We start from the raw sequence: 22,390 nt of genomic DNA on the forward strand, positions 1-22,390 counted from the left end.
TTGAACCCATGGATACGATCAGAATGCCCGAGCGAACCTACTATGCGCCACATGGCGGCCACTCCGGCCAGACCGAGCTTTTGACCGGCCGCGCCGTCTTCACCGAGGCCTATGCCGTCATCCCCAAGGGGGTGATGCAGGACATCGTCACCAGCGCCTTGCCGTTCTGGGAAGAGACCCGCGTCTGGATCCTGTCGCGGCCGCTGTCCGGCTTCGCCGAGACGTTTTCGCAATACATCGTCGAGGTCGCGCCCGGTGGCGGTAGCGAGCGGCCGGAACCCGATGCCGGCGCCGAGGGGGCGCTGTTCGTGGTTGAAGGCGAGTTGACGGTCATGCTTGCCGGCAAGGCGCATGTCTTGCGGCCAGGCGGTTTCGCTTTCCTGCCGCCTTCCAGTGGCTGGACGGTTCGCAACGAAGGCAAGGCAGCTGTTCGTTTCCACTGGATTCGCAAGGCTTACGAAGCGGTCGACGGGCTCGATACGCCGGAAGCCTTCTTCACCAACGAACAGGAGATCGCGCCGACGCCAATGCCCGGCACGGAGGGCCGCTGGGCGACGACACGGTTCGTCGATCCCGCCGATCTGCGCCACGACATGCATATGACCATCGTCACGCTCGAGTCCGGCGCGGTCATTCCGTTCGCCGAGACCCATGTCATGGAGCATGGGCTCTATGTGCTCGAGGGCAAGGGGGTCTACCGCCTCAACCAGGACTGGGTTGAGGTCGAGGCCGGCGACTATATGTGGCTGCGCGCCTTCTGCCCGCAGGCCTGTTATGCCGGCGGCCCCGGCAAATTCCGCTATCTGCTCTACAAGGACGTCAACCGGCACGCCAAGCTCGGCGGAGCGGGCATTGGCGGTCGGGCGCGGTGACCCGCATCACAGCACGTCCGCTGACCCGTGAGGCCTTTGCCGAGTTCGGCGACGTCATCGACATGGGCGGCGACAACCACTACCCGATCAATGGGGGCAAGGCCGAGCGTTACCACGATCTCGCCACGGCCGAGGCCGCTGGGCCCAACGCCCGCGTGCTGATCTCGATGGTGCGCGGCACGCCTTACGAGTTGCCGCTGAAACTGACCATGGTCGAGCGCCATCCCTTCGGCAGCCAGGCCTTCATTCCGCTGTCGCCGCGCCCGTTCCTGGTCGTCGTCTGCCATGACGGCAAGGAGGGGCCGGGCGAGCCGCATGCCTTCATCACCGCACCCGGACAAGGCATCAACTACCCCCGCAATCTCTGGCACGGCGTGCTGACGCCGCTCGGCGAGGCGCAGGATTTCCTGATCGTCGACCGTGGCGGCGACGGCTCCAACCTCGAGGAATTCCATTTCTCGCACGCCTACGAGATCCATCTCCCCTGAATTTCCTGGATTCCCGACATGACCGACATTTCGCTGATCGACCGCCTGCTCGACGTCATCGAGCATGACATCGTGCCGAAGACGGCAGATGGAGTCGCCCACGGCAACAAGCTGTTCGGCGCGGCGATCCTGCGCAAGGACGACCGTTCGCTGGTGCTGGCCGAGACCAACAACGAGATCGAAAACCCGCTCTGGCATGGCGAAGTGCATTGCCTGAAACGCTTCTACGAAATGCCGAAGGCGGGGCGTGTCGATACGAAGGACGCCATCTTCATCGCCACGCACGAGCCGTGCTCGCTCTGTCTGTCGGCGATCACCTGGACCGGCTTCGACAATTTCTACTACCTGTTCAGCCACGAGGATTCGCGCGACAGTTTTGCCATTCCGCACGACCTGAAAATCCTGAAAGAGGTCTTCACCCTCGACCCAGGCGGCTACAATGCCGAGAACGCCTACTGGAAGAGTTTTTCCATCCGCAGGCTGGTGCGCTCGCTGCCCGAGGCCGAACGACAGAGGCTAGAGACGCGCATCGGCGAGATTTCGGCCCGTTACGACGAGCTTTCCGGTGTCTATCAGGCGAACAAGGACGAGAACGAGATTCCGCTGAACTGAGCGGTGAAGCAGGTAGCGGCGCAGGTCGCATAATTCGCTGCTCCAGTCGCGAATGGCGATTGAAAGTTGCGGCGCCACCGGGCGTTATGCGGACCATGAAAACCATCGCAGAATTTCCCCGCAAGGTCGTCGAATTCCCCGACATGGGCATTGTCATGCCCGATGGCTGCCGGCTGTCGGCGCGGGTGTGGATGCCGGACGATGCGAGCACCGATCCGGTGCCGGTCATTCTCGAGCATTTGCCCTACCGCAAGCGCGACGGCACCATTTTTCGCGATCAGTTGACGCATCCCTATTTCGCCGGCCACGGCTATGCGTCGATCCGCGTCGACATGCGCGGCAACGGCGATTCCGAAGGGCTGATGGACGACGAATATTCCGAGCAGGAATTGCAGGATGCCTGCGACGTCATCGCCTGGGCGGCGGCTCAACCCTGGTGCAACGGCAATGTCGGCATGATGGGGATTTCCTGGGGCGGCTTCAACTGCCTGCAGGTGGCGGCCAAAGGGCCGCCGGCACTGAAAGCGGTGATCAGCCTGTGCTCGACCGTCGATCGCTACGCCGACGACATCCACTACAAGGGCGGCTGCCTGCTGCTGGAGAATTTCGGCTGGGCCTCGACCATGCTGTCCTATTCGTCGCGGCCGCCGGATCCATTGATTGCCGGCGACAACAGGTGGCGCGATCTGTGGCTGACCCGGCTGGAGAACCAGTCCTTCCTTTTGCCGCTGTGGCTCAGCCATCAGCATCGCGACGCCTACTGGAAGCGCGGCTCGATCTGCGAGGATTATTCCGCCGTCAAGGCCGCCGTGCTGTCGATCGGCGGCTGGCATGACGGTTACCGCAATACGATCTCGCATCTCGTCACCAACATCGAAGCGCCGGTAAAGGGCATTGTCGGCCCGTGGATCCACAAATACCCGCACTATGCCGGACCCCAGCCGGCTATCGGCTTCCTGCAGGAAGCGCTGCGCTGGTGGGACCACTGGCTGAAGGGGGCCGAGACCGGCGTTGAGGCCGATCCCGCCTACCGCGCCTATGTGATGGACAGCGTGCGCCCGGGGCGCTGGCACCCGGAGCGGCCCGGCCGCTGGGTGGCGGAGCAGGAATGGCCGTCGCCCGCCATCAAGACGGAGGCGATAGAACTGCTGCCCAAGGGGAGCAAACCGGCCATCGTCGCCTCGCCGCAGAATTGCGGGCTCGCCGGCGGCGAGTATTTCCCGTTCACCTTCGGCCCGGAATTGCCCGGCGACCAGCGTCCCGACGACGCTCTGTCGGTGTGTTTCGACCAGCCGGAACTGGCCGAGGCGATCGACATTCTCGGTGCGCCCGAAGTTCGGGTCACGCTTTCTTCGGATCGGCCACAAGCCAACATCGCGGTCCGGCTATGCGATGTGCACCCGGACGGCGCGTCGGAGCTGATCTCCTATGGCGTGCTCAACCTGACGCACCGCGCCTCGCATGAATTCCCGCGGGCGCTGGTGCCGGGCGAAACCGTGTCGGCACGCGTCGTGCTCGATCAATGCGCCTACCGCGTGCCGGCCGGCCACCGCCTGCGCATTGCCGTGTCGAACGCCTACTGGCCAATGATCTGGCCCTCGCCGGAACCAGTCAGCCTCGCCTTGTCGGCAGCGACCTTGTCCCTGCCGCTGCGTCCGCTCGCGACAGCCAACGAGGTGACGTTCGCCGAACCGGAAGGCGCCGCGCCTTGGGCGACCGAGACGATCCGTGCCGCCAATTCCGAACGCCATGTCGATCGCGACGAAAAGACCGGAATCGTCACGCTTTCCATAGCGGATGATTTCGGCGAGGTGCGCGATCTCGACCACGGCCTCGTCAATGGCAGCATCGCCCGCGAGACCTGGACAATCCATCCCGACGATCCGCTGTCGGCCTCGGGAAAAACCCACTGGACGCAGACGCTGTCGCGAAATGGATGGTCGGTACGCACGGAGACGTGGGCGCAGATACGCTCGGAAGCGAAAAACTTCATCGTGAGCGCCAGAATCGAGGCCTATGAGGGAGAAAAACTCGTCTTCGAGCGCAATTTCGAGGAAGATATTCCACGCGCGCTGGTCTGAGCGCCGACGTCGTTGGTCCAAATGCGACGTACGATTTACGCCACGGCATGTCGCATTCGGTCTTGCTTACGGCGTTAGCTTACCCTCATTATTCAGGGAGAATTAACAAAGAAATCGACCGCAGAGTCGAACCAACAGAGTGAGGAACTCAAAATGTCCAATGAACTCGAATTCCTTAGCCGGCGCGTTGCAGCAGGCAAACTGAGCCGTCGTGATTTTCTCGGCCGCGCGGCAGCGCTCGGCATCGCGGCACCTTTCGCCAACTCGCTGCTTTCGAGTGCCGCGCGAGCGGCCGGCCCGGTCAAGGGCGGCACGCTGAAGGCCGGCCTGGTCGGCGGCGAATCCACCAATAGCCTCGACCCGGCCCTATTCATGACGCAGGTGCCGTTCGCCTTCGGCAAGTGCTGGGGCGAAATGATCGTCGAGCTGTCGCCCGAGGGCAAGCTCGAAAACCGCATCGCCGAGGAGATCGGCTCGTCCAAGGACGCCAAGATCTGGACGTTGAAGATCCGCGACGGCGTCGAATTCCACAACGGCAAGACCGTGACCGCCGAGGACGTAGCCGCCACGCTAGAGCGCCATTCGGACGAGAAGTCGAAGTCCGGCGCGCTCGGCTACATGAAGGGCATCGACACCATCAAGGCCAACGGCAAGGAAGTGGTGCTGACGCTGAAGGAGGCCAACGCCGACCTTCCCTACCTGCTCAGCGACTATCACCTGATCGTCCAGCCGAACGGCGGCAAGGACAAGGCTGACGCCGGCATCTCGGCCGGTCCGTATGTGGTCAAGACCAATGAGCCCGGCGTGCGCCATGGTGGTGAACGCTTCGCCAACTACTGGCAGGGCGACAAGATGGGCCACGCCGACCAGATCGAGATCATCGTCATCAACGACGCGACGGCGCGCACGGCGGCCCTGCAGGGCGGCCAGGTCAACATGATCAACCGCGTCGAGCCGAAGATCGTCGACCTGATCAAGCGCGTGCCGGGCGTCACCATCCGCAACCATGCGGGTCCGGGCCACTATGTCTTCATCATGCATTGCAACACGGCGCCGTTCGACAACAACGACCTCAGGATGGCGCTGAAGCTGGCGATCGACCGCGAAGAGATGCTGACCAAGGTGCTGCGCGGCTACGGTTCGCTCGGCAACGACTTCCCGATCAACGCGTCCTATCCGCTGTTCACCGAAATCGAGCAGCGCAAGTACGATCCCGACAAGGCCAAGTTCCACTACAAGAAGTCCGGCCATGACGGCACGGTGCTGCTGCGGACCTCGGATGTCGCCTTCCCAGGCGCCGTCGATGCCTCGCAGCTCTTCCAGCAGAGCGCGGCCAAGGCCGGCATCAAGATCGAGCTCAAGCGCGAGCCCGGCGACGGCTACTGGAACGAGGTCTGGAACAAGCAGCCCTTCTGCGCTTCCTACTGGGGCGGACGCTCGACGCAGGACCAGATGTACTCGACCGCCTATCTGTCGACCGCCGACTGGAACGACACGCGTTTCAAGCGCCCGGACTTCGACAAGATGGTGCTGGCGGCGCGCGCCGAACTCGACGAGGCCAAGCGCAAGCAGATGTACCACGACATGGCGGTGCTGGTGCGCGACGAAGGCGGCCTGATCCTGCCGATGTTCAACCAGTTCATCGACGCCACCGGCGCCAAGGTCGATGGCTGGGTCGACGATCCGCACCAGGAACTGATGAACGGTTACGCCCTGGCGAAGTGCTGGCTGCAGGCCTGAGTCCGGCTTTGCAGAGATGTCCTCACCCATCCTGAAACTAATTGCCCAGCGCATCGCGCTGGGCATCCTCCTTCTGTTGGCCATTTCGGTCCTGATCTTCGCCGGCACGCAAATCCTGCCCGGCGACGTCGCGCAAGCCATTCTGGGACAATCGGCAACGCCGGAGTCGCTCGCCAACCTGCGCGAGCAGCTCGGGCTCAACGACCCGGCCTATGTCAGGTACTTCCACTGGCTCGGCGGCGTCTTGACCGGCGACCTCGGCACGGCGATGTCGAGCGGCCAGGATATCGCGACCTCGATCAAGGGCCGGCTGTGGAACACGCTGTTCCTCGCCTTCTGGGCGGCGATCGTTGCCGTTCCGCTGGCGATCATCCTCGGCCTCATCGCGGTGCGTTACCGCAATGGCTGGGTCGACAAGCTGATCTCCGGCCTCGCGCTCGCCTCCACCTCGTTCCCGGAATTCTTCATCGGCTATCTGCTGGTCTATTTCTTCGCGGTGAAATGGCAGATCTTCCCCGCCATCTCGACCGTCTATGACGGCATGCCGTTCGGCGAGCGGATGCAAGCGATCGCCTTGCCGGCGACGGCGCTGACGCTGGTGGTGCTCGCCCACATGATGCGCATGACCCGCGCCGCGATCCTCAACGTCATGCAGTCGGCCTATGTCGAGACGGCGGAGCTCAAGGGGCTTTCGGCCTTCGCCGTCATCCGCAAGCACGCCTTCCCGAACGCGATCGCGCCGATCATCAACGTCGTCATGCTCAACCTCGCCTATCTCATCGTCGGCGTCGTCGTGGTCGAGGTGATCTTCGTCTATCCCGGCATGGGGCAGTATCTGGTCGACCACGTCACCAAGCGCGACGTGCCGGTCGTGCAGGCGGTCGGCCTGATCTTCGCCGCCGTCTATATCAGCCTCAACATCATCGCGGACATTGCGGCGATCGTCGCCAATCCGCGTCTCAGACATCCAAAGTGAGGGGGCGGGCATGCTCGATATAAAACGCATCCCCATCCCCGCCCTGATCGGCCTGGTCCTGACCGCCCTGTTCGTGCTGGCGGCGGTGTTCGCGCCGTGGATTTCCCCCCACGATAATGCCGAGATCGTCGGTGACGTCTGGGAACCGATGTCGGCGGCGCATTGGCTGGGCACCGACAATCTCGGCCGCGATCTTCTCTCGCGCATGATCTACGGCGCCCGCATCACCCTGTTCATCGCCGTGCTGGCCACCGCGCTGTCCTTCTCACTCGGCGCCATACTGGGCTTCTCGGCGGCAGTGTTCGGCGGCTGGTTCGACACCATCCTGTCGCGCCTTGTCGACCTCCTGATGTCGATCCCGACGCTTATCATGGGCCTGGTCGTGCTCTCGGTGCTGCCGACGAACCTGGTGACGCTGATCCTGGTCATGGGCATTCTCGACTCGACCCGCGTCTACCGCCTGTCGCGCGCGGTCGCCGTCGACATCAACGTCATGGATTACGTCGAAGCCGCCAAGCTGCGTGGCGAAGGCAGCGCCTGGATCATCTTCCGAGAGATCCTGCCCAACGCGCTGTCGCCGCTGGTTTCGGAACTCGGCCTGCGCTTCATTTACGCGGTGCTGTTCCTGTCGACGCTGTCCTTCCTCGGCCTCGGCGTGCAGCCGCCGGACGCCGACTGGGGCGGCATGGTCAAGGAAAACAAGGACGGCATCGTCTTCGGCATCGCCGCGGCACTCATTCCGGCGGCAGCGATCGCGGCCCTTGCCATCTCGGTCAACCTTGTCGCCGACTGGATCCTCAACCGCACGACAAGCCTGAAGGGAGGGCGCGGGTGATGGCCGACAGCAAAGCGAAACCCGGCGTGCTGCTCGATATCCGCAACCTGCGCATCGAGGCCACGGTCTACCCGCCCGGCGAAGCGCCAAAGAACATCGTGCTGGTGCACGATGTCTCGCTGACGCTGGAAAAAGGCAAGGTGCTGGGCCTGATAGGCGAATCCGGCGCCGGCAAGTCGACCATCGGCCTGTCCTCCATGGGCTATGGCCGTGGTGGCGTGCGCATCACCGGCGGCGAGGTGATCCTCAACGGCCGTGACATATTGAAGGGCGGCAAGGAAGGTTTTCGCAAGCTGCGCGGCCGTGAGGTCTGCTATGTCGCGCAGTCGGCGGCCGCGGCCTTCAACCCGGCGCACCGGCTGATGGACCAGGTGGTGGAAGCCACGCTGCTGCACGGCACGGCGACACGCGCCGAGGCCGAGAAGCGTGCCATAGCACTTTTCAAGAAGCTCAGCCTGCCGAACCCCGAAACCATCGGCGAACGCTTTCCGCACCAGGTCTCAGGCGGCCAGCTGCAACGCGTGATGACGGCGATGGCGCTGTGTTCGGAACCCGACCTGATCGTCTTCGACGAGCCGACCACGGCGCTCGACGTGACGACGCAGATCGACGTTCTGGCGGCGATCAAGGACGCTATCCGCGACACCCATGTGGCGGCGCTCTACATCACCCACGACCTTGCCGTGGTCGCCCAGGTCTCCGACGAGATCATGGTGCTGCGCCATGGCAGGCTGGTCGAATGGGGCGGCACCCGCCAGATCATCAAGGAGCCGCGCCAGGAATACACCAACGCCCTGGTTTCGGTGCATGAGATCGAGCATTCCGAACAGAACCCCGGCGCGACGCCGTTCCTGTCGGTCAAGAACGTCACCGCCGCTTACGGCGGCGGCCAGGTCAAGGTGCTGAAGAACGTCTCGGTCGACATATACCCCGGCCAGACGCTGGCCGTGGTTGGCGAATCCGGCTCCGGCAAGTCGACGCTGGCGCGCGCCATCACCGGACTTTTGCCGCCCGAGCAAGGCACCGTCACCTTCGACGGACGCCCGCTTGCCAACCGGCTTGCCGACCGGCCGAAGGAGGATCTGCGCCAGTTGCAGATGATCTACCAGATGGCCGACGTGGCGATGAACCCGCGCCAGACCGTCGGCACCATCATTGGCAGGCCGCTCGAATTCTACTTCGGCATGCGCGGCAGGGAGCGCGACAAGCGCGTTGCCGAACTGCTCGACGAGATCGAGATGGGCAAGGGCTTCATCGACCGCTATCCGGCCGAGCTTTCCGGCGGCCAGAAGCAGCGCGTCTGCATCGCCCGCTCGCTCGCCGCCAAGCCGAAGCTGATCATCTGCGACGAGGTGACCTCGGCGCTCGACCCGCTGGTGGCCAACGGCATCCTCAAGCTGCTGCTGAACCTGCAGGAGCACGAGAAGGTCGCCTACCTCTTCATCACCCACGACCTCGCCACCGTGAAGTCGATAGCCGATTCCATCGCGGTGATGTATCGCGGCGAAGTGGTCCGCTATGGCTCGAAGAGCAAGGTTCTGACGCCGCCCTTCGACGCCTATACCGACCTTCTCCTGTCGTCGGTTCCAGAGATGGAGATCGGCTGGCTGGAAAAGGCGATCAAGGGACGGCGCATGGCCAGCGCGGGGAACTGACCAACTGCCGGCAACACCGACTGCCGTCATCCGGGTGCCACACAAGGACGCCACACGTCCTCTGGACGGGCGTCGTTCGTGACGTTGTTTTCAACAAAGGGGTAGGACATGAAGACTGAGCTCGACCACCTGGCAGAACTCGCCGGCCAGGGCCGGATATCGCGGCGCGACTTCCTTGGCCGCACGGCGGCTCTCGGCGTATCGGCGGCGCTGGCGACGACGCTGGCCGGAAGGGCCTTCGCGCAGACGCCGGTCAAGGGTGGAACCCTCAAGGCAGGCCTGCAGGGCGGCGAATCGACCAACAGCCTCGACCCGGCGCTGAACCTCAGCCAGGTAACCTTCAGCTTCGGCAAGCTTTGGGGCGAGTATCTTGTACGTCTGACCCCCGACAACAAGCTGGTGAACTTGATCGCCGAGGACATCGGCGCCTCCAAGGACGCCAAGACATGGACGATCAAGATTCGTGACGGAATCGAATTCCATAACGGCAAGACGGTTGGCGCCGAGGACGTCGCCGCGACCATCGAGCGTCATGCCGACGAGAAATCAAAGTCGGGCGCGCTCGGCATTCTCAAGAACATCAAGGGCGTCAAGGCGAGCGGCAAGGAAGTCATCTTCACGCTCGGCGATGCGGATGCCGACTTCCCCTATCTGATGGCCGACTACCATCTGGTCATCCAGCCGAATGGCGGCAAGGACAATCCGAATGCCGGCATCAGCGCCGGCCCCTACAAGGTCACCGTCAACCAGCCGGGCGTGCGCCATGGCGGCGAGCGCTTCGCCAATTACTGGCGCGGCGACAAGGCCGGCCATGCCGACCAGGTCGAGATTGTCGTCATCAACGACGCGACGGCCCGTCTGGCCGCGTTGCAGGGTGGCCAGGTGCACATGATCAACCGCGTCGAGCCAAAAGTCGTCGACCTGGTCAAGCGCATCCCGGGCGTCACCATCGAGAATGTGTCGGGCAAGGGCTACTATCCGTTCAACATGTTCTGCGACACGGCGCCGTTCGACAACAACGACCTGCGCATGGCGCTGAAACTCGCCATGGACCGCGAGGAGATGCTGACGAAGATCCTGCGCGGCTACGGTTCGGTCGGCAACGACTTCCCGATCAACGAGGCCTATCCGCTGTTTACCGCCATCGAGCAGCGCAAGTTCGACCCGGAAAAGGCGGCCGCGCTCTACAAGAAGTCGGGCCACAGCGGCTCGATCCTGCTGCGCACCTCCGATGTCGCCTTTCCCGGCGCGGTCGACGCCGCCCAGCTTTATCAGCAGAGCGCCGCCAAGGCCGGCATCAAGATCGAGATCAAGCGCGAGCCGGGCGACGGCTACTGGTCGGAAGTCTGGAACAAGCAGCCCTTCTCGCTCTCCTACTGGGGCGGGCGCGCCACGCAGGACCAGATGTACTCCACCGGCTATGTCTCGACCGCCGACTGGAACGACACCCGCTTCAAGCGGCCGGAATTCGACAAGATGCTGTTTGCGGCGCGTGGTGAACTCGACCAGGCCAAGCGCAAGGCGATCTACCACGACATGGCTGTCCTGATGCGCGACGAAGGCGGCCTGATCGTGCCGTTCTTCAACCAGTTCATCGACGCAGCAGCTACGAACAAGATCAGCGGCTTTGCCAAGAGCCCGATCGGCGAAATGATGGACGGCTACGCGCTCGCCGAATGCTGGCTGAACGCCTAGTGCTGGACTGCCACTGAAAAGCGCCGCGTGTTCGTGCGACACGCGGCGCACTTTTTTGAAACCATCGACGCATGGAGGCGCCCGTGGCACTCGACACCAAGCTTCTGCTGATCATCCTCGACGGCGTGCCTTACCGCAACTGGCGTCGGCTGATGGGCAATCTCGAGGGCTGGGTGCAGTCGGGCGAAGCGAGGGTGTGGAAGATGCGCTCGGTGCTGCCGTCGACCTCGGCCTGCTGCTATGCCTCGATCCACACAGGCGTGTCGCCGCAGGTGCACGGCATTCTTTCCAACGAGAACCGCTTCCGCGTCAAACAGCCCGACATCTTCTCCGAGGTCAGCAACGCCGGAGGTAAGACCGGGGCAGTCACCCATTCCTACTGGTCCGAATTCTTCCGGTCCTACCCGTTCGACCTGGTCGAGGATATGGAGTATGACGAGCCTGGCGGTCCGATCACGCATGGCCGCTTCCACACCATGACCGGCTACAACGCGCGCAACCAGATGACGCCGAGCGATGTCGACCTGTTCGCGACGCTGACCATGCTGACCAAACGCCACGGCATAGACTACGGCATCCTGCACACCTGCACGCTGGATTCGATGGGTCACCGCTTCGGCCACGACTGCCATGAGATGGACCATGCCGTCTACGCCATGGACGGCATGCTGGCGGCCTTCCTGCCGGGCTGGATCGCGGCCGGCTACGAGGTGATGGTCACCGCCGATCACGGCCAGACCGACCGCGGCCACCATGGCGGCCATGACGACGAGATGCAGGATTTCGCGCTGTATTATTTCGGCCAAGGCCAGGGGCCCGAAGCCGATACGCTGCTCGACCAGTTGCAGCTGGCCCCGACAGTGCTGAGCCGGCTCGGCGTGCCGGTGCCGGCGACGATGAAAGCGAAGCCGTTTTTGAGTTAGTTGGCGGCCGAGACGCTGCCCTTCTTCCAGTCCCTCCACGAGGGCAGACCTGAGGGATATCAATAGCTGACGTCAGCGCCGCCCCCCTACGCCTGCCGGCACCTTCTCCTCGTACAGTGACGGGAGAAGGGAGACTCTGGCAACCTCCCCTTTCTTCAGTTAGCCTCCCAAAATTCCTTGGCGGAGGATGAACCTTTTTGGACCGATCAGCGACAGAGCAGACAGGAGCCAGGCGGCTCAACCGGCCATGACGGCAGCGACGGAGACCGATCGCGCGCTTGTCGACCGGGTCGCGAAGGGCGACCGTGCCGCCGTGCGGCTCCTGTTCATGCGTCACCACGCGCGGGTCTACCGCTTCGTGGCGCGCCAGACGGGATCGGAAATGATGGCTGACGATATCGCGAACGAGGTGTTCCTCGAGCTGTGGCGCCAGGCGCCGGGCTTCGAAGGGCGCTCCGAAGTCTCGACTTGGCTGCTCGGCATCGCCCGGTTCAAGGCGCTCTCGCTGCTGCGCAAGAAGAAGGAAGACTGGATCGACGACGAGGCCGCCGCCGCGGTGCCCGACAGCGCCGACACGCCGGAAGTCGTCACCATAAAAGAGGACAAGGCCGCTGCCTTGCGCCGCTTCATCGACGCCTTGCCCGAAGAGCACCGCGCGGTGATCGATCTTGCCTATTATCACGGACAGTCGGTGACCGAGATCGGCGAGGTGCTCAACATCCCGGTCGCCACGGTCAAGACCCGGATGTTCTACGCCCGCAAGAAACTCGGCGAGGCCCTCAAGGCCGCCGGTTACGACAGGGGGTGGCCATGAGCGCCGCTGAAAAAATGTCGCGCCGCGACGAAATGGAAACGCTGCTGCCGTTCTACCTGAACGGTTCGCTGGAAGGTTCGGAGCTGGAAGCCGTCGAGGAATGGCTGGCGACCGATCCGGCCGCCCTTGCCGCGCTTGGCGAAGCCGAGGCCGAATTCTCCGGCGCATCCGCCGCCAATGAAGCGATCCGGCCGCCCGCCGACGCGCTCAGCCGCTTCGCCAGGGCGCTCGACGCCGAGGCCGGGCCAGCGCGGGCTCAGGCCGGCTCGTCCTGGCTGGCGCAGGCCTGGAGCCGGTTCATGGCGGTCCCTGTCGGTGTCGCCTGGGCGGCGGCCGCCGTCCTGCTGGCGCTGGTCGCGGTGCAGTCGCTGGTGCAACCCGGTGGCAAAGGCAAGGATTTCGAGATTGCCGGTGCCGAAGACGACCTGGCGAAGATGCCGTTCGCGCTGGTCAGGTTCAAGCCGGACGCGAAGATGTCCGACATTGCCGTTTTCCTCGACGCCAACAAGCTCAAGATCATCGGTGGACCGACCGCCGACGGCATCTTCCGGCTCGGCATCCCAGCCGCCAACGCCGCCGACTACACCAAGCAGCTCGGCCTTATTGCCGCCCAGCCTTTCGCGGACACTGTGATCGAGGGAAGGAAACCGGTTGATGGCGGCTGAGGCGGCCCTTCGATTGGCGGCAATGCTGGCGGCGGCGATGACAATCGCCGTCTTGCCTGCGTCGGCACAGAGCAATACCGCCGCCACCGACCAGACCAGAATCGACTGCCGCAACGGGGCCAATGCGACAGCCGCCGCATGCGCCAAGGAAGGTGGCGACATCAAGGGCGGCTCGGGCGCCGCGGAGGCCGGTGCCGTCTTCCTGCCTGCCCTGATCGTCGACCTGTTTCCCAATCCGGTCGCGCCAGTACCGACGCCGCGACCAGAGCCGTCGACACCGCCCGGCAACACTCAGGCCGGCCCGCCGGCAGGCGGCCCGGTCATCTCGCCGACCGATCTCATCGCCGCTCAACCGCCGCGTGCCGTGACCGGCGAATTCGTGCCCGACGAAGTGCTGGTGACAGTCGATGGCGATGCCGGCGCCGTGCAGCAGATCGCCGCCTCCTTCGGCCTCGAAGTGCGCTCGCAGCGCCAGTCCCGGCTGCTCGGCACCACATTGGTACGCTTTGGCATTCCCGACGGCCGTCCTGTCGGCGTCGTGCTGGCGCAACTTGCCGCCGATGGCCGCACGCAGCGGCGCGAGCCGAACCACATCTACTCGCTGCAGCAGGCCGCTGGCATCGTCAACTATGCCTTCGACCGCATCGCGCTCGACGCCAAACAGGCAAGCGGCGAAAACGTCAGGGTAGCCGTCATCGATACCGGCATCGACGACACCAATCCGGCGCTCACCGGCGTCATCGCCGCGCAGTTCGATGCCATGCCCGATGTGCCGGTCGAAAAGCGCGACCATGGCACCTCGGTCGATGGGCTGATCGCCGGCGTCGGCGCGCTGGAAGGCATGGCGCCTGGCGCCAGGATCTATCACGCCCGCGCCTTCGAAGGCGGCAAGTCGACCATGGACGTCATCCTGTCGGCGCTCGACTGGGCGGCGGAGCAGAATGTCAGTATCATCAACATGAGCTTTGTCGGGCCGAAGAACGACCTGCTCGGCACCGCCTGCCGCAATGCCCGCGCCCTTGGCATGGTGCTGGTCGCCGCCGCCGGCAATAACGGGCCGAAGGCGCCCTATGGCTACCCGGCCGCCTTCGACGGCGTCATCGCGGTGACCGCGACCGACGCCAAGGATGGGCTGATGCCGCAAGCCAACCGTGGCGCCTATGTCTTCATCTCGGCGCCCGGCGTCGAGATGGTGGCGCCGAGCGGCGCCGGCTCCGATGTCGTCACCGGCACATCGTTTGCCGCGGCGATCGTCAGCGGCGCCATAGCCAATCTCCTCCATGCAGCGCCCGACCGCTCGGCCGACGACATCGAGAAAGCACTGGCGACAACAGCGAAAGACCTCGGCCCCAAAGGGCGCGACAATGACTTCGGCTATGGGTTGCTGGACATCAAGGCGGCGGAAGCGGCCAAGGAATAGGCCTCGCGTCCGGATCACCCGCCTCAGGTTGGTGGGGGCCGGCGGATTTGCAGAAGCAACGTGGATGCGAGACAGAGCCCAGCCACCACCAACCCGATTATCACAAGCCATCGCATCAGTACCGCCTGCCCGTCGCGGCCGATGACCCGATAGAGGCCATTGATCTCGGCCATTTCCGTGGCGGACAACCGCCTTTTGGGCAAGGTTCGGTCGGTATAGAAATATTTGGTCATCGCGTTGAATTCGAGTTCGCGTCCGATGAACATTTCGGTGGGGTTCAAGTCTGAAGTGACGTACCCCTCATAGGTGAGTTCCTGTGTGGCGCGGACGTCGACATTGTTGAAGTCCGGTTTTGTGGCGCCTGGATGAAACCAGCCGGGAGAAAACACCGAGAATGACCCAGAGCGGGGCAGATGGGTAACCGGCTGGTTGACGATTTCGACGACTTTCTGCTCGGCCCGCGCGGCTTCCGCATCTGCCCTTCCGATCCCTGGCAACGTCCAGAAGATTGCACCGGCGACGGCCAGCAGAAGGCCCGTCAAGCCGACCAGACACGCGATTATTCCGATGGCGCGCGCCGGCCTTGCGGCCCGGTAAACTGGGGCGACCGGGGCGCGACTTTCGCGTCCGCGTCGGCCGAAGACCGCGCTGGGCTGATCGCCGTTCATCTGCCCATGTTGGGATAAGCGGGCTAATGCGGCGTTAACAGGCACCCGGCTTGACCGAGATGGCCTCCTTCAGACCGAAACCATCGTACACCGTGATTGCGTGTTGCCTTAGGCCGGCGCTCCCGCCACCGAGCCCCGGACCACCAGATCGACCGGCCAGAGCTCGCCGCGCGCGCCCTCTTCCAGCCCGGATATCCGAGCCGCCAGCCGCTCGGCGACGCGCGCGCCGGCAAGGCGAATGGAGGAGCGCGTCGTCGACAGCGGCACCGAAAAATTCTCCGGCTTGAGCCAGGGAAAGACGTCGTCATGGGCGATCAGCGACACGTCGCCGGGAATGGTCAGGCCGAGGTCGCGCACGGCGCGCACGACGCCGAGCGCCATGATCAGGCTGGAGCAGGCGATCGCCGTCGGCGCGTCACCAGCCTCGAGCAGTCGCCTTGTGGCGCGATAGCCATTTTCCTCGGTCATGACCACGGAGCAGACATGGCGCTCGCCCAGCGATAGCCCGCTCGCCGCGAGCGCCCGGCGCACGCCGCGCTCGCGATGGATGGCGAAGGTCTCGCGATCATCGCCGTTGATCAGCGCCAGCCGCCGGTGGCCGAGCTGGACCAGCAGCCGCGCCGCTTCGTGGAAGGCACCTTCATTGTCGATGTCGAGATAGGGATAGTCGAAATCGAAGCCTTCGCTGCGGCCGTGGACGAGGAAGGGAATGCCGAGCGTGCTGACCAGCGCCACCCGGCTGTCCTGCGGCCTTGGCGAAGAGATGTAGACGGCATCGACCTGCCGGTTGGCGACGATGCGCCGGTAGGTCGTCTCCTGGTCGTCGGCATCGGCCGGCGACAGCACGAGGTCAAGCTCGTGGCCGCGCGCATAGTCGCCAAGTCCGGACAGGAATTCGACGAAATGCGGGTCGATGTCGACGGCCGCACCGGTCGGCAGGACATAGCCGATCATGCCGGACTTGCCGGTCGCCAGCCGCCGCGCACTGGGATTGGGGCGATAGCCATGGCGCTTGGCGGCGTCCATGACGCGCCTGCGCGTCTCCTCGTTGACCTCCGGATAGCCGTTCAGCGCACGGCTCACCGTGGTCTGCGAAAGCGCCAGCATATGCGCGAGCTGTTTGAGGTTCACTAGGCCTCCATCCTCAAAGCGCTTTTAAATTGAATCGACCCAAGCGCTGCAAGCAGCGCGACCACATGATGAGACCATACGCGTGACGAGGCCGAGTTTGAAACAGAAATTGCTGTTGCATCGCCAAAAAACCATGCTGCAGCGCACTTTCCACTGCCTGAACATGCTCGATTAAATCGATTAGCTCGTTATCCCTCTTGACTCCGCCGCGATTCAATGGCGAGATCAAAATAGCCAAAGCGCTTTGGAAGACTCTTCGAAAGGTTGCGGTTCGTTCGCGACTGAGTCACAGTTCCACGGGCGCCGGCGGACGAGATGGAGGTTTCGTCCGAACTGTTAGTGACCACTGGGAGGAATAGCGATGAGGAAAGTGCTTTTGCTGGGTGTCGCGTTTGGCGCACTCGCTCTTAGCCTGCCGGCGCAAGCCGAACTGAAGTTCAAGCCGGGCGAGGATTCGAAGTTTCACTGGGCTAACTACGACGACCTCAAGAAAGTCGACCTCAAGGGCGAGACGCTGACCATCTTCGGGCCATGGCGCGGCGAGGACGAGACGCTTGTGCGTTCGGTGCTCGATTATTTCTCCGAGGCGACCGGGGCGGAGGTCAAATATTCCTCGTCCGAAAATTACGAGCAGCAGATCGTCATCGACACCCAGGCCGGCAGCCCGCCGAACATCGCCGTCCTGCCGCAGCCGGGCCTGATCCAGGACCTCGCCTCCAAGGGCGTGCTGACCCCGCTGGGCGACGACGTCGCCGCATGGATCAAGGAAAACTACGCCGCGGGCGACTCATGGGCCAAACTCGGCACCTATACCGGCAAGGACGGGAAATCAGCCTTCTACGCCTTTCCCTACAAGATCGACGTGAAGGGGCTGGTCTGGTACTCGCCCGACAATTTCAAGGAAGCCGGCTACAATGTCCCGAAGACGCAGGAGGAACTGGCCGAGCTTGAGAAGAAGATCATCGCCGATGGCGGCAAGCCCTGGTGCATCGGGCTCGGCTCCGGCGGCGCCACCGGCTGGCCGGCGACCGACTGGGTCGAGGACATCATGCTCAGGACGCAGCCGCCTGAAGTTTACGATAAGTGGGTCAAGAACGAGATCCCGTTCACCGATCCGGCGGTGGTCAATGCCATAGACATCTTCGGCAAGATGGCCACCGACGACAAGATGGTGGATGGCGGCGCCAAGGCAGTGGCCGCGACCGACTTCCGCGACAGCCCGAAGGGTCTCTTTACCGTGCCGCCGAAGTGTTACATGCACCATCAGGCATCGTTCATCCCCTCCTTCTTCCCGGACGGCGTGAAGCTTGGCCAGGATGCGGACTTCTTCCCCTACCCGCCCTATGCCTCCAAGCCGGAACTCGGCACGCCGCTGGAAGTCGCCGGAACGCTGGTGATGATCACCAAGGATTCCAAGGCTTCGCGCGAATTCATCAAGTTCCTCGAAATGCCGCTCGCGCATGAATTGTGGATGGCGCAGAAGAGCTTCGTCACGCCTTTCAAGGGTGCCAACAAGGACGCCTATGGCAGCGACGCGCTGAAGAAGCAGGGCGAGATCCTGGTCGGAGCGACAACAGTGCGCTTCGACGGTTCCGACTTGATGCCCGGCAAGGTTGGCGCCGGCTCGTTCTGGACCGGCATGATCGATCTGGTCGGCGGCAAATCCGTCCAGGACGTCGCCGCCGACATCCAGAAGAGCTGGGACGCCATCAAGTAGGCCGCGAGGGGCGAGCTTTGTCTCTACGCAATTCAGGACGGAAACAGTGACAAACCTGCCCTGGAATTGCGCTCGACCTTCCTGATCCTCCTACTGGATCCGGGCCACGGCCCGGGTCCGACCGGCGGCATATGCCGGACGCCTTCGCGTTTCGATTGTTCCGAACAACTCACAAGTCGGTGCACCCGACCGCCGGCATCTGCCCGGCTGGTCATGCGCAGGGAGAGGGACCCATGGCGGCTCAGATCTTCTCGGCTATATTCGTCATCATCATCGGCGTCGGCGGCTGTGTCGCCTATTTTTGGGGCGCCAACAAACTTCTCGACCTGACCTTTCCCTCACGCGGGGTTTCCGGCACGGCTGCCGTCAACAATCTGCGCCGACAAGGCCTGGTGCGACCATGGCTGTTCGTCGGCCCGGCGCTGATCATTCTGACCATCTATCTGATCTACCCCGTGATCGCGACACTGTGGCTCTCCTTCCTCGACCGCGGCGGCACCAGTTTCGTCGGGTTCGCCAATTACGAGTGGGCTCTGCGCGATCAGGACCTACGAAACGCGATCCTGAACAATTTGCTGTGGCTGGCGGTGGTGCCGGCGGCCTGTACCTTCCTCGGCCTCATCATTGCCGTGCTGACGGACAAGATATGGTGGGGCACGATTGCCAAGAGCCTGATCTTCCTGCCGCTCGCCATCTCCTTCGTCGGCGCCAGTGTGATCTGGAAGTTCATCTACGAATATCGCGGCGAGGGCCAGGTACAGATCGGCTTGCTCAACGCCATCATCCAGCATTTCGGCGGCCAACCACAGGTGTGGATCTCGCTGCCGTTCTGGAACAACTTCTTCCTGATGATCATCCTGATCTGGATCCAGACCGGCTTTGCCATGGTCATCCTGTCCTCCGCGCTGCGCGGCATTCCGGAAGAGACGCTGGAGGCGGCGGTCATCGACGGCGCCAATCCGTTCCAGATCTTCTGGAAGATCATGGTGCCGCAGATCTGGGGTACCATCGCGGTGGTTTGGACCACGATCACCATTCTGGTGCTGAAGGTGTTCGACATCGTGCTGACCATGACCAACGGCCAGTGGAACAGCCAGGTGCTGGCCAATCTGATGTTCGACTGGATGTTCCGCGGCGGCGGCGATTTCGGCCGCGGCGCCACGATCGCCATCATCATCATGGTCGCGGTCATCCCGATCATGGTCTGGAATATCCGCCAGGCGAACAAAGAGACGGGAGGGCACTGAGATGGCCGTCGCGACCGGAAATTCATTCGCCAGCCGCTTCGGCGTTCACATAGCGGTGCTGGTCTTCGTTGCCATCTGGACCATTCCGACGCTCGGCATCCTGGTCTCGTCACTGCGCGACAAGGACCAGATCGTCGCCTCGGGCTGGTGGAATTCGTTCGCCAGTTCCAGCCAGACCGAGGCCGGGCGGCTGCCGCCCGCCTCCGCGCAAACCCAGAAGGACGGCAAGTACGTTCTCGAAGGCAACATCTTCGGCGATGGCGCCAAGCGCAACATCAGCGCCTTCGGCGTCAAGGCAGCGGCGCCAACGCAATACCCGGCCGGCACGGCGGCCGACCTCGGTGACGGCGTGACCCTGCAGGTCAACGCCGACGGCAGTTTCGTCATGGCCTCGCCCAAGGCATTCGAAGGCGATCGCGGCCAGCGCGTCTACTATGCCTCGTCGGCACCGCCGAAATTCACCACCGACAACTACGATACCGTGCTGTTTTCGGAAGGCATCGGCCGCTCGTTCATGAACTCGCTAACCGTCACCATCCCGGCGACGGTCATTCCGATCCTGATCGCGGCCTTTGCCGCTTATGCGCTGGCCTGGATGCGGTTTCCCGGCCGGGCGCTGCTGATCGCAGTCATTATCGGTCTGCTGGTGGTGCCGCTGCAGATGTCGCTGATCCCGCTGCTCAAGCTCTATAATGGCGTCGGTACGTTCTTCGGCGTGCCGTCGAAGACCTATCTAGGCATCTGGCTGGCGCATACCGGCTTCGGCCTGCCTTTCGCCATTTATCTGCTGAGGAGCTATATTGCCGGCCTGCCGCGCGAGATCATGGAATCGGCGCGCATCGACGGCGCCAGCGACTTCGAGATCTTCGTCAAGATCGTGCTGCCGCTGTCCTTCCCGGTGCTGGCCTCTTTCGCCATCTTTCAATTCCTGTGGGTATGGAACGATCTCCTGGTTGCGATGGTTTTCCTTGGTACGGCACCCGACCAGATCGTGTTGACCGCCAAGCTCAACGCCCTGCTCGGCTCTCGCGGCGGCAACTGGGAGATTCTGACGACATCGGCCTTCATCACCATCATCGTGCCGCTGATCGTCTTCTTCTCGCTACAACGCTATTTCGTCCGCGGGCTGCTTGCCGGTTCGGTGAAAGGAGGCTGAGACCATGCAATCCGCTTTGAAAGCCAGTTCGAACCCCGACCTCGCCATCGATCGCGACTGGTGGCGAGGCGCTGTCATCTACCAGATCTATCCGCGCAGCTACCAGGATTCGAACGGCGACGGCATCGGCGACCTCAAGGGCATTATCGGGCGGCTGCCCTATATCGCCGCACTCGGCGCCGACGCCATCTGGATCTCGCCCTTCTTCAAGTCGCCGATGAAGGATTTCGGCTACGACGTCTCGGACTATTGCGACGTCGATCCGATGTTCGGCACGCTGGCTGATTTCGACGAGCTGACGGCGGAGGCGCATCGGCTGGGTCTCAAGGTGATGATCGACGAAGTGCTATCGCACACCGCCGACAGCCATCCCTGGTTCAAGGAAAGCCGGTCGAGCCGCGCCAATCCGAAGGCGGACTGGTACGTCTGGGCGGACGCCAGGCCTGACGGCACGCCGCCCAACAACTGGCTGTCCATCTTCGGCGGTTCGGCCTGGCAGTGGGACACCAGCCGCCAGCAATATTACCTGCACAATTTCCTCGCCGAGCAGCCCGACCTCAACTTCCACAACCGCGACGTCCAGGACGCGCTGCTCGACGTCACCCGCTTCTGGCTGGAACGGGGCGTCGACGGCTTCCGCCTCGACACGATCAATTTCTACTTCCACAGCCAGGGCCTGGAAAACAATCCGCCGCTGGCGCCGGAAGAGCGCAACGACCAGACCGCACCGGCGGTCAATCCCTACAACTACCAGGACCATCTCTACGACAAGAGCCGGCCGGAAAACCTCGGCTTCCTCGAACGCTTCCGCGCCTTGCTCGACGAATATCCGGCGACCGCCGCTGTCGGCGAGGTCGGCGATTCCCAGCGCGGGCTGGAAGTGGTGGCAGCCTATACAGCCGGCGGCAAGCGCGTGCACATGTGCTATTCCTTCGACTTCCTGGCGCCGGAAAAGATCAGCGCGGCCAAGGTCCGTTCGGTGCTCGAAGCCTTCGGCAGGGTCGCCAGCGATGGCTGGTCGTGCTGGGCTTTTTCCAACCATGACGTGATGCGCCCGGCCTCGCGCTGGGCCGCCGGCGAAGCCGATCCGGTCGCCTATCTCAAGATGATCTCGGCGCTGCTAATGTCGCTGCGCGGCTCGGTCTGCATCTACCAGGGCGAGGAACTCGGCCTGGGCGAAGCCGACTTGCGTTTCGAGGATTTGCAGGATCCCTACGGCATCCGCTTCTGGCCGGAATTCAAGGGCCGCGACGGTTGCCGCACGCCGATGGTGTGGGATGGCAGCGCCAGGAATGGCGGCTTCTCCCAGGCAAAGCCATGGCTACCGGTGCCGGCCAAGCATCTGTCGCAGGCAGTCAACGTCCAGCAGGGCGACCAGGCTTCGCTGCTCGAGCACTACCGGCGCTTCCTCACCTTCCGCCGCGCCCATCCGGCGCTGGCCAAGGGCGACATCACCTTCATCGAAAGCGAGGGGGACACCGTCGCGTTCACGCGCCGCGCCGGTAACGAACAGATCGTCTGCGCCTTCAATCTGGGCGCCAAGCCGGCCAAGGTTGACCTTGGCCGCGGATCGCTACAACCTTTGCCCGGACACGGGTTTTCCGGGCAAGCGAGCACCGGTTCGGTGGACCTCGGCGGTTATGGTGCCTGGTTCGGACGCATAGACTGATTTTTGGAACTCACTGGAGGAGGAAA

19 protein-coding genes are annotated in these 22,390 nt (G+C 63.5%); 17 read left to right on the plus strand and 2 right to left on the minus strand.

What is annotated here, in order from left to right; all coding sequences use genetic code 11:
* Nucleotides 1-8 precede the first annotated feature (8 nt).
* The 13 genes from EB233_RS01880 (at nt 9) to EB233_RS01940 (ending at nt 14,776) form a co-directional block, all read left to right on the plus strand.
* Complete coding sequence (locus EB233_RS01880; RefSeq protein ID WP_064990301.1) at nt 9-872, plus strand: bifunctional allantoicase/(S)-ureidoglycine aminohydrolase; 864 nt, start codon at nt 9-11, stop codon at nt 870-872.
* Nucleotides 869-1,360, plus strand: coding sequence for an ureidoglycolate lyase (locus EB233_RS01885; RefSeq protein WP_064990300.1), 492 nt, complete (start codon nt 869-871; stop codon nt 1,358-1,360). Before EB233_RS01880 ends, EB233_RS01885 begins: the two co-directional genes overlap by 4 nt.
* An 18-nt stretch (nt 1,361-1,378) precedes the next feature.
* On the plus strand, nt 1,379-1,972 hold the full coding sequence (locus EB233_RS01890; protein WP_064990299.1) for a nucleoside deaminase: 594 nt from the start codon (nt 1,379-1,381) through the stop codon (nt 1,970-1,972).
* A 95-nt stretch (nt 1,973-2,067) separates the two neighbouring features.
* Entirely contained in the window at nt 2,068-4,053 is a 1,986-nt protein-coding gene (locus EB233_RS01895; RefSeq protein ID WP_064990711.1) for a CocE/NonD family hydrolase, read from the plus strand.
* 153 nt (nt 4,054-4,206) lie between these two features.
* Entirely contained in the window at nt 4,207-5,793 is a 1,587-nt protein-coding gene (locus EB233_RS01900) for an ABC transporter substrate-binding protein (protein WP_027055607.1), read from the plus strand.
* A gap of 16 nt (nt 5,794-5,809) precedes the next feature.
* Nucleotides 5,810-6,769 carry an ABC transporter permease gene (locus tag EB233_RS01905; RefSeq protein ID WP_027055608.1) on the plus strand — a complete coding sequence of 320 codons (960 nt, stop codon included), beginning with the start codon at nt 5,810-5,812 and terminating at the stop codon, nt 6,767-6,769.
* 10 nt (nt 6,770-6,779) lie between these two features.
* Nucleotides 6,780-7,604, plus strand: a complete 825-nt coding sequence (locus EB233_RS01910) for an ABC transporter permease (RefSeq protein ID WP_027055609.1) — start codon at nt 6,780-6,782, stop codon at nt 7,602-7,604.
* Nucleotides 7,604-9,259 carry an ABC transporter ATP-binding protein gene (locus EB233_RS01915; protein WP_064990298.1) on the plus strand — a complete coding sequence of 552 codons (1,656 nt, stop codon included), beginning with the start codon at nt 7,604-7,606 and terminating at the stop codon, nt 9,257-9,259. Before EB233_RS01910 ends, EB233_RS01915 begins: the two co-directional genes overlap by 1 nt.
* A gap of 108 nt (nt 9,260-9,367) precedes the next feature.
* Nucleotides 9,368-10,954, plus strand: coding sequence for an ABC transporter substrate-binding protein (locus tag EB233_RS01920; RefSeq protein WP_064990297.1), 1,587 nt, complete (start codon nt 9,368-9,370; stop codon nt 10,952-10,954).
* An 83-nt stretch (nt 10,955-11,037) separates the two neighbouring features.
* Nucleotides 11,038-11,877: an alkaline phosphatase family protein gene (locus EB233_RS01925; RefSeq protein WP_081294193.1), complete on the plus strand. Its 840-nt coding sequence runs from the start codon at nt 11,038-11,040 to the stop codon at nt 11,875-11,877.
* Between the two features lie 247 nt (nt 11,878-12,124).
* Nucleotides 12,125-12,691: a sigma-70 family RNA polymerase sigma factor gene (locus EB233_RS01930; RefSeq protein ID WP_064990710.1), complete on the plus strand. Its 567-nt coding sequence runs from the start codon at nt 12,125-12,127 to the stop codon at nt 12,689-12,691.
* Nucleotides 12,688-13,356, plus strand: a complete 669-nt coding sequence (locus tag EB233_RS01935) for an anti-sigma factor (protein ID WP_081294146.1) — start codon at nt 12,688-12,690, stop codon at nt 13,354-13,356. Before EB233_RS01930 ends, EB233_RS01935 begins: the two co-directional genes overlap by 4 nt.
* Nucleotides 13,346-14,776 (plus strand): S8 family serine peptidase, encoded by a 1,431-nt coding sequence (locus EB233_RS01940; RefSeq protein ID WP_064990294.1) that lies wholly within the window; start codon nt 13,346-13,348, stop codon nt 14,774-14,776. Before EB233_RS01935 ends, EB233_RS01940 begins: the two co-directional genes overlap by 11 nt.
* A gap of 23 nt (nt 14,777-14,799) precedes the next feature.
* Here the strand turns inward: EB233_RS01940 and EB233_RS01945 are convergent, their stop codons facing one another.
* Nucleotides 14,800-15,444 carry a hypothetical protein gene (locus EB233_RS01945; RefSeq protein WP_155765371.1) on the minus strand — a complete coding sequence of 215 codons (645 nt, stop codon included), beginning with the start codon at nt 15,442-15,444 and terminating at the stop codon, nt 14,800-14,802.
* Between the two features lie 108 nt (nt 15,445-15,552).
* Nucleotides 15,553-16,575 carry a substrate-binding domain-containing protein gene (locus tag EB233_RS01950; RefSeq protein ID WP_064990291.1) on the minus strand — a complete coding sequence of 341 codons (1,023 nt, stop codon included), beginning with the start codon at nt 16,573-16,575 and terminating at the stop codon, nt 15,553-15,555.
* 361 nt (nt 16,576-16,936) lie between these two features.
* On the opposite strand from EB233_RS01950, the gene EB233_RS01955 reads away from it, so the two are divergent.
* From EB233_RS01955 to bglA, 4 genes are all read left to right on the plus strand, one after another.
* Nucleotides 16,937-18,292, plus strand: coding sequence for an ABC transporter substrate-binding protein (locus EB233_RS01955; protein WP_064990290.1), 1,356 nt, complete (start codon nt 16,937-16,939; stop codon nt 18,290-18,292).
* A 233-nt stretch (nt 18,293-18,525) separates the two neighbouring features.
* Nucleotides 18,526-19,539, plus strand: a complete 1,014-nt coding sequence (locus EB233_RS01960; protein ID WP_027053858.1) for a carbohydrate ABC transporter permease — start codon at nt 18,526-18,528, stop codon at nt 19,537-19,539.
* A 1-nt stretch (nt 19,540) separates the two neighbouring features.
* On the plus strand, nt 19,541-20,695 hold the full coding sequence (locus EB233_RS01965; protein WP_027053857.1) for a carbohydrate ABC transporter permease: 1,155 nt from the start codon (nt 19,541-19,543) through the stop codon (nt 20,693-20,695).
* Nucleotides 20,696-20,699: 4 nt separating this feature from the next.
* Entirely contained in the window at nt 20,700-22,364 is a 1,665-nt protein-coding gene (gene bglA, locus EB233_RS01970; protein ID WP_064990289.1) for a beta-galactosidase BglA, read from the plus strand.
* Nucleotides 22,365-22,390 lie beyond the last annotated feature (26 nt).

Origin of the sequence: Mesorhizobium erdmanii (assembly GCF_013170725.1) — a bacterium.
GTDB classification, from domain to species: Bacteria; Pseudomonadota; Alphaproteobacteria; order Rhizobiales; family Rhizobiaceae; genus Mesorhizobium; species Mesorhizobium erdmanii.

Coding starts and splice junctions, on each gene's coding strand:
- EB233_RS01880 (WP_064990301.1), top strand. CDS start 9: ATGGATACGATCAGAATGCCCGAGCGAACCTACTATGCGCCACATGGC.
- EB233_RS01890 (WP_064990299.1), top strand. CDS start 1,379: ATGACCGACATTTCGCTGATCGACCGCCTGCTCGACGTCATCGAGCAT.
- EB233_RS01895 (WP_064990711.1), top strand. CDS start 2,068: ATGAAAACCATCGCAGAATTTCCCCGCAAGGTCGTCGAATTCCCCGAC.
- EB233_RS01900 (WP_027055607.1), top strand. CDS start 4,207: ATGTCCAATGAACTCGAATTCCTTAGCCGGCGCGTTGCAGCAGGCAAA.
- EB233_RS01905 (WP_027055608.1), top strand. CDS start 5,810: ATGTCCTCACCCATCCTGAAACTAATTGCCCAGCGCATCGCGCTGGGC.
- EB233_RS01910 (WP_027055609.1), top strand. CDS start 6,780: ATGCTCGATATAAAACGCATCCCCATCCCCGCCCTGATCGGCCTGGTC.
- EB233_RS01915 (WP_064990298.1), top strand. CDS start 7,604: ATGGCCGACAGCAAAGCGAAACCCGGCGTGCTGCTCGATATCCGCAAC.
- EB233_RS01920 (WP_064990297.1), top strand. CDS start 9,368: ATGAAGACTGAGCTCGACCACCTGGCAGAACTCGCCGGCCAGGGCCGG.
- EB233_RS01930 (WP_064990710.1), top strand. CDS start 12,125: ATGACGGCAGCGACGGAGACCGATCGCGCGCTTGTCGACCGGGTCGCG.
- EB233_RS01935 (WP_081294146.1), top strand. CDS start 12,688: ATGAGCGCCGCTGAAAAAATGTCGCGCCGCGACGAAATGGAAACGCTG.
- EB233_RS01940 (WP_064990294.1), top strand. CDS start 13,346: ATGGCGGCTGAGGCGGCCCTTCGATTGGCGGCAATGCTGGCGGCGGCG.
- EB233_RS01945 (WP_155765371.1), bottom strand. CDS start 15,444: ATGAACGGCGATCAGCCCAGCGCGGTCTTCGGCCGACGCGGACGCGAA.
- EB233_RS01955 (WP_064990290.1), top strand. CDS start 16,937: ATGAGGAAAGTGCTTTTGCTGGGTGTCGCGTTTGGCGCACTCGCTCTT.
- EB233_RS01960 (WP_027053858.1), top strand. CDS start 18,526: ATGGCGGCTCAGATCTTCTCGGCTATATTCGTCATCATCATCGGCGTC.
- EB233_RS01965 (WP_027053857.1), top strand. CDS start 19,541: ATGGCCGTCGCGACCGGAAATTCATTCGCCAGCCGCTTCGGCGTTCAC.
- bglA (WP_064990289.1), top strand. CDS start 20,700: ATGCAATCCGCTTTGAAAGCCAGTTCGAACCCCGACCTCGCCATCGAT.